This is a genomic window from Deltaproteobacteria bacterium (assembly GCA_009930495.1).
Taxonomy (GTDB): domain Bacteria; phylum Desulfobacterota; class Desulfovibrionia; order Desulfovibrionales; family Desulfomicrobiaceae; genus Desulfomicrobium.
On sequence record RZYB01000152.1, the window covers coordinates 1 to 6,370 of the forward strand.

A 6,370-nucleotide genomic window follows, 5' to 3' on the forward strand; every position below is an offset into this window, starting at 1 on the left:
ATGTTGCGCTCTGCTTTGACCGATTTTTTTAAGCCGTCAACAGTTTTGATGAAGCCGCGTCAGGCCGCGCCCGTGGCCGTGTCAATCCAGCGCAAAAAAAATTCGTGGCCCTGGTGCACGGACAAGGACACGACGCACGGGACATCATGGGGATGCAGTTCCACGACCCGCGCCGTCAGGGCGTCCAGAAGCGTGGTCCTGGTCTTGGCGATGACCACGACTCCCATCTCGCTCTGAACGGTGTCTTCCCAACGATAAAACGACTCCATGCCGGGCAAGATATTAACACAGGCCGCCAGACGCTCCTCGACAAGAGTTCGGCCAATCCACCTGGCCATATCGAGGTCTGGAGCCGTGATGTACACCAGGACTCGTTCCATGAGTGCTCCCAAAAAACTTGAGATTGTAAAAAAAACCTGTCAGGCATGGCCAACAACAGGATCCGACCCCATGCCCACATCACTGCTTTTGACCAGAGCCGCCCAGATCCACGAACGTTTGGCGGCGCGCTACCCTCGTCCCAAGACCGCCCTGGACTGGGCCTCGCCCTGGGAACTTCTGGTGGCCACGATTCTATCGGCCCAATGCACCGACGCCCGGGTCAACATGGTCACGCCCCAGGTGTTCGCGACATGGAACACCGTGGGTGACATGGCCGGAGCCAACCAGGCCGAGCTCGAAAAAACCATCCATTCCACCGGATTCTACCGCAACAAGGCCAAAAACCTTATCGGCGCGGCCCAAAAAATCGTGACGGACTATTCCGGCCAGGTACCACGGACCATGGAAGAAATCCTCACCCTTCCGGGAGTGGCGCGCAAGACGGCCAATGTGGTCCTGTCCAACGCCTTTGGTGTGCAGGCGGGCATTGCCGTGGACACGCACGTCAAGCGGATCAGCTTTCGCCTGGGATTGACCAGCCACACCAACCCGGACAAGGTCGAACAAGACCTTTTGCCCCTCTTTCCCCGCCCACACTGGGGGGACGTGAACCACTATCTGGTTCTCTTCGGGCGCGAGGTCTGCGCGGCCCGCAAGCCGGCCTGTTCGACCTGCGAACTCGGCGACCTCTGCCCGCGCCACGGGCTCACATCAACCTTCTGACGGAACCATGCATATCGGAACATTCACCCTGCACGGCCGGGACGGCCAAGCCCGGGCCGGCGAACTGCACACGGCCCACGGCGTCATCCCCACGCCCATCTTCATGCCCGTGGGCACCCAGGGCACGGTCAAGGCCCTCTGCCCCGAGGATCTGACGGCCCTGGGGGCGCGCATCATTCTCGGCAACACGTATCATCTGTACCTGCGTCCAGGCGACGAAATGCTCGCCCGTCGCGGCGGCCTGCACCGCTTCATGGGCTGGGACCGTCCCATCCTGACCGACTCCGGCGGCTTTCAGGTCTTCAGTCTGTCCGGCCTGCGCAAGCTCGGCGAGGACGGCGTGGTCTTTTCCTCGCACATCGACGGCTCCAAGCATCTCTTCACACCGGAAAAGGTTGTCTCCATCCAGAACAACATCGGCTCGGACATCATGATGGTCCTGGACGAATGCGTGCCCTACGGCGCGGACTACCAGTACACCAAGCAATCCCTGGGTCTGACCACGCGCTGGGCGGCGCGCTGCCGCGCGGCCTATCCCCAGGGCAGCGGCGACCAGCTCATGTTCGGCATTGGCCAGGGCGGATTCTTCAAGGACCTGCGCGAGGAAAGCATCCGCCAGCTCCTGGACATCCCCTTTGACGGCTACGCCCTGGGGGGCCTCAGCGTCGGCGAATCCAAACAGGAGATGCTCGACATCCTCTACCACAGCGCCCCGCTGCTGCCGGCGGACAAGCCGCGCTACCTGATGGGCGTGGGCACGCCGCTGGACATTCTGCGCGGCATCGAGGCCGGCATCGACATGTTCGACTGCGTCCTGCCCTCGCGCAATGCCCGCAACGGCACGCTGTTCACCTCGCAAGGCAAGGTCAACATCAAGCGCGCCGAATACACCGAGGACGATTCCCCGCTCGATCCGGAATGCGACTGCTATACCTGCAGGACCTTTTCCAAGGCCTATCTGCGCCACCTCTACCAGGCCAAGGAACTTTTGTCGTACCGCCTGAACACCATCCACAATCTGGCGTTCTTCCTGCGCGTGGTCACCGGCGCGCGCGAAGCCATTCTGGAAGGGACATACCAAGCGTACAAGGCCCGTTTCGAAGCCGTTTACGACCAATAGGAGGAACCATGCTCAAGGATCTTGTCCGCGCCAGCCGTAGCTACCGGCGCTTCGACCAAAGCACGCCCATCCCCATGCACGATCTGGTGGACCTGGTCGACTTGGCCCGCCTCTGCCCCTCGGCCGCCAACAAACAGCCCCTGCGTTTCATCCTCTGCGCCAACCCCGAGGACAATGCCCGCATTTTCGAGTGCCTGAAATGGGCCGGCTATATCCCGGACTGGGGCGGACCCAAGGACGGCGAGCGCCCCGGCGCCTATATCGTTATCGTCAACACGGCCAAGTCCTGGGAGTTCGCCAAGCATGACCAGGGCATCATGGCCCAGACCATGATGCTCGGCGCGGTCGAAAAGGGCTTGGGCGGGTGCATGCTCGGCGCCGTGGACCGGGACAAACTCGGGCCCATCCTGGGCCTTGAAGACGGACAGGAAATCTGCCTGGTCCTGGCCCTGGGCAAGCCGGTGGAAGACGTGCGGATAATCGAACTGCCGGAAGACGGGTCCATCAAATACTACCGCGACGAGGCCGGCGTGCACTATGTGCCCAAACGCGGCCTGGACGAACTTATTCTCAAAAAACTCGGTTAACAAAAAAGGCGCTCCAAGGAGCGCCTTTCCCGTCCAGCCCCGCAGCTATCCGCGTCGGGAGATCAAATCGCTCAGACGATAGGAATCCAGCGTCCGCATCAGCACATTACTGGCTTCGATCCAAACAAACTGGGTCACGCATTCTCCGGCCAGCGAGCACTCGCCGCAAATCGGCTCGCCTTCGGCGCATTGGGTCAGGATAACCTTTTCTTCCAGGGCCCGGACCACGTCACCCACGGTGACCTCGTCAGCCGGCCTGGACAGTTTGTGCCCGCCAAAGGGGCCACGCTTGCTCTCGATGAGTCCGCCACGCCGTAGCCCTGCAATCAATTTTTCGATGTATTTTTGGGAAATGTTCTGGCGGCGGGCGATATCCGTCGTGTTCACCCACCCTTTGTCCTGATTCAAGGCGATATCCAGCAAGAGCCTGGTTCCGTACCTGCTTCGCGTGGTCAAACGCATCCAATCCTCCACTATTTCCAGGCTTGATGGTCTAGTGGGCCGGACTCCGGTGCCGCCGCCCCGGACGATATTCCGGCATGCTTCCTGGGCAGCTCGACCCGAAATTCCGTACCCCTGCCCAATGTTGAATCCACCACGATTTCGCCGCCGTGCTGACGCACGACCTCGTTGGCGATGTACAGGCCAAGGCCCGTCCCTTTGCTGCCCTTGGAAGAAAAAAAGAGCGAAAACATTTTCTCCCGTGTGGCCCGATCAATCCCCGGACCAGTATCCCGGACGATGAAGGATACCGTGTCCTCGCTCCCTTCAACACTCATCGACACCAGATGCCGGTCCTTGGACTCATCCTCGATGCAGGCATCGACCGCGTTTTCCAGGATATTGACCAGCCCGGAGGAAATCACTTCCGGGTCGATTTCGAACCGTTCCAACAGCCCGGAGTACTTTTTTTCGAACGCAACGCCATGCTTTGCGGCTCTTTGCTCCACGAAGTTGGCCACCCCGTCGCTGAAACCGCGCACATCGACAAGCTGGATGTTAAGGTCGCGATCCTTGGAATAATAGAGCATTTCCAAAACGGAATTGCGGATGCGGGACACCATCAGCTTGACCCGCTCCGCCCCGTCGGCGGCCATCCCGAAATCCTGGTTGGCAAGGCCCTTTTCCAGGCGGTACAAGCCTCCATCAAGAGCGGTCAACATGCCACGCACGCCGTGGGAAATGGAGCCGATAAAAAGCCCCAGGGAAGCCAGCCTGCTCTGTAATTCGCGAATCTGGGAAATATCCGTGGCCAGTTCCATGACCTCGTTGATCTCACCGCGATTATCACGCAATGGGGCGGTCAGGGTGAGCACGATCTTCTGCTGGCCAGACCGGGTCGTGAGCACTTCCTCGGTCTGATGGATCAGGCCATCCCTAAATGTTTCCTCCACCGGGCACTGTGGGCAGGGATGCGTGCGGTGCTTGTAAATCTCGTAACACTTTTCACCCAGGCAGGCTCCGAAATCCATTTTGAACTGCCGATTGGCGCGGACAATGCGCCTGTCCGGGTTCAGCACGGAGATATAACACGGCACCTCATCGAAAAGCTGGCGACAGAGCTGATGGCTGGATTCCAAAATCCTGTTCTTCTCGACCAACCGGTCCCGCTCTTCCCGTGCGTTCAAGGTGGCCAGGGCACGATCCAAGACAACTCGCAGCCCTTTTTCGGACACCGGCTTGAACAAAAAATCAGAAGCGCCCTCGGCAAGCAAATCCAAGGCCGCTTGATAATCGTTATCGGAAACGATGACAATAACCCGCATTTTCGGAAAGCCTATCCGAATCTGCCGGAGCAACGCCTTGCCTTGGACGCAATCGCAAATCCCGAGCACGGCCAGACGCGGCTGGTTCGCAGTCAGAGTAAGAAGAGCTTCATCATAGTCCGTGTTCGCCGGTTGATACCCATATTCCGACAAAATACGGGCCAGGACACGACCATGTTCGGGATCCTTGGTGATAATAACAAGATGCTCGGAAACAACAATATTGTGCATGCCGAAAGAAAAACCCTTGCCCGATCCCAGATGGGAACGCGCAAGGGTGATTGGTAGAAGGTGAAAATTAACCGAGCGTGTCCTTGACCACGGCCAGCAACTCTTCCCGGTCAAACGGCTTGGTCAACGAGGCCACGGCCTTGGGGATCGCGTACTTGTTTCCGGAAAGACCGCTGATCACAATAACCGGGATCTTCGCCAGCCCCTCCTCCTGACTCAATGCGCGATAAAAACGCGGCCCCCACTCCTTGGGCATTTCCAGGTCCAGGGTGATCAAATCCGGATTCTCCTGTTTGACCACGGGCAACGCGTCCGCGCCATCGCCTGCCGTGCAGGTCACGTACCCGGCATCCTGAAAAATGTCCTCCAGATAGGTCACGATGTTCGGATCGTCGTCAATGATCATGATTTTCTTGGCCATCACACACCCCCACGCAATGGATTTAGACGGTTTGAATTTTATCGGGACGATTCACGGACGCCACCGGACAGGATGCCCGCAACAACACCTGCTCCAGGGTGCGTCCGAAAAGAGCGGATTCCTCGCTGACATCCTTGGAATGATGGGCCATGATGATCAGATCGGCCTGCTTTTCCCGCGCGAACTTCACAATTTCGACATACGGGATGCCTTCCCAGATGTCGGCGCTGAGATTCTTGAACGTACCGGCCTGGATCAAATACTTGCGTCGCATCCGGTCCCTGGCCTCGATCATGCGGTCATCGATTTCTTTTTGCGTGACCAGCCCAGGATTGGAGCCGATATCGATGGCATGGAAGACGTGCAGGTGGGCGTTCAGTTCCGATGCGGTCTTGAGGGCAAATTTGAAGGCATGTTCCGACGCCTTGGAAAAATCCGCGCCAAAGACAATGTTGGTGAACCCGCCCCAGAAGGAAGCCGCCGGACGGTTCACCACCAGCACCGGCGCCTTGGACGCCTTGGCCACGCGTTGCAGCGTGGAACCGGCAAAATGGCGCTGATAAGCGTTGGCGTCGGCCTCGCACCCCGTGGTGCTGGCGCCCATGACGATAAGATCCACGTCTTCCTGCCTGGCCTTGCGCAGCACCTCGCGATGCGGAATGCCCACGGCGGCATCGATTTCGCAATCCACGCCGCTTTTAAGCTGACGGTCATAGGTGGTTTTGAGCTCGTCCTTGACCCACAAGATATAGTCATCGTCGAGTTCGACCTTTTCACCGGTACGGACATCAACCACGACCTGGCTAAAGCCTCGGCTGGGCGTGCCCAGCGCGTGAAAAACAAAGAGCTTGGCATTGTACCGCGCGGCCAGATCGAAGGCGACCCGCGCGGCGGCGTCGCAGCAGGCCGAGCCGGAGGTCGCGAACAAAATCTTCGTGAACATGTGACAACTCCCGTTCTGGTTGCGGCGCGCCGCGCGGCGGCGCGCCGTTGGCCCTTATTCCTGGGGCAAGAGATGTTCCGGAACCTCGACCATCTTGATCAAGAGCGGTTTCAAAAAGCTCCAGCGAATACCGATCTCGTATTCCTCTTCCAGGTCGCGGATGGCGTCCCAGCAATTATGGCAGGGAGCAATGACGAA

General features: G+C 59.1%; 9 protein-coding genes. 3 read left to right on the top strand and 6 right to left on the bottom strand.

What is annotated here, in order from left to right:
• Nucleotides 1-59: 59 nt before the first annotated feature.
• Nucleotides 60-380, bottom strand: a complete 321-nt coding sequence (locus EOL86_11175) for a divalent-cation tolerance protein CutA (GenBank protein NCD26136.1) — start codon at nt 378-380, stop codon at nt 60-62.
• A gap of 70 nt (nt 381-450) precedes the next feature.
• Between EOL86_11175 and nth the strand changes: the two genes are divergently transcribed.
• The 3 genes from nth to EOL86_11190 are packed head-to-tail and all read left to right on the top strand — an operon-like array spanning nt 451 to nt 2,811.
• Nucleotides 451-1,104 carry an endonuclease III gene (nth, locus tag EOL86_11180; GenBank protein ID NCD26137.1) on the top strand — a complete coding sequence of 218 codons (654 nt, stop codon included), beginning with the start codon at nt 451-453 and terminating at the stop codon, nt 1,102-1,104.
• Between the two features lie 7 nt (nt 1,105-1,111).
• Nucleotides 1,112-2,224: a tRNA guanosine(34) transglycosylase Tgt gene (locus tag EOL86_11185; protein NCD26138.1), complete on the top strand. Its 1,113-nt coding sequence runs from the start codon at nt 1,112-1,114 to the stop codon at nt 2,222-2,224.
• 8 nt (nt 2,225-2,232) lie between these two features.
• Complete coding sequence (locus EOL86_11190) at nt 2,233-2,811, top strand: nitroreductase (protein ID NCD26139.1); 579 nt, start codon at nt 2,233-2,235, stop codon at nt 2,809-2,811.
• A 45-nt stretch (nt 2,812-2,856) separates the two neighbouring features.
• Here the strand turns inward: EOL86_11190 and EOL86_11195 are convergent, their stop codons facing one another.
• The 5 genes from EOL86_11195 to EOL86_11215 all read right to left on the bottom strand — a co-directional run.
• Entirely contained in the window at nt 2,857-3,273 is a 417-nt protein-coding gene (locus tag EOL86_11195) for an RrF2 family transcriptional regulator (protein ID NCD26140.1), read from the bottom strand.
• An 11-nt stretch (nt 3,274-3,284) separates the two neighbouring features.
• Complete coding sequence (locus EOL86_11200; protein NCD26141.1) at nt 3,285-4,808, bottom strand: PAS domain-containing protein; 1,524 nt, start codon at nt 4,806-4,808, stop codon at nt 3,285-3,287.
• A gap of 67 nt (nt 4,809-4,875) precedes the next feature.
• A complete protein-coding gene (locus EOL86_11205; GenBank protein ID NCD26142.1) occupies nt 4,876-5,229 on the bottom strand; it encodes a response regulator in 354 nt (117 codons plus the stop codon).
• Nucleotides 5,230-5,251: 22 nt separating this feature from the next.
• Nucleotides 5,252-6,172 (bottom strand): universal stress protein, encoded by a 921-nt coding sequence (locus EOL86_11210; protein NCD26143.1) that lies wholly within the window; start codon nt 6,170-6,172, stop codon nt 5,252-5,254.
• 54 nt (nt 6,173-6,226) lie between these two features.
• A partial coding sequence (locus EOL86_11215; protein NCD26144.1) for a (Fe-S)-binding protein occupies nt 6,227-6,370 on the bottom strand: 144 nt, incomplete at its 5' end.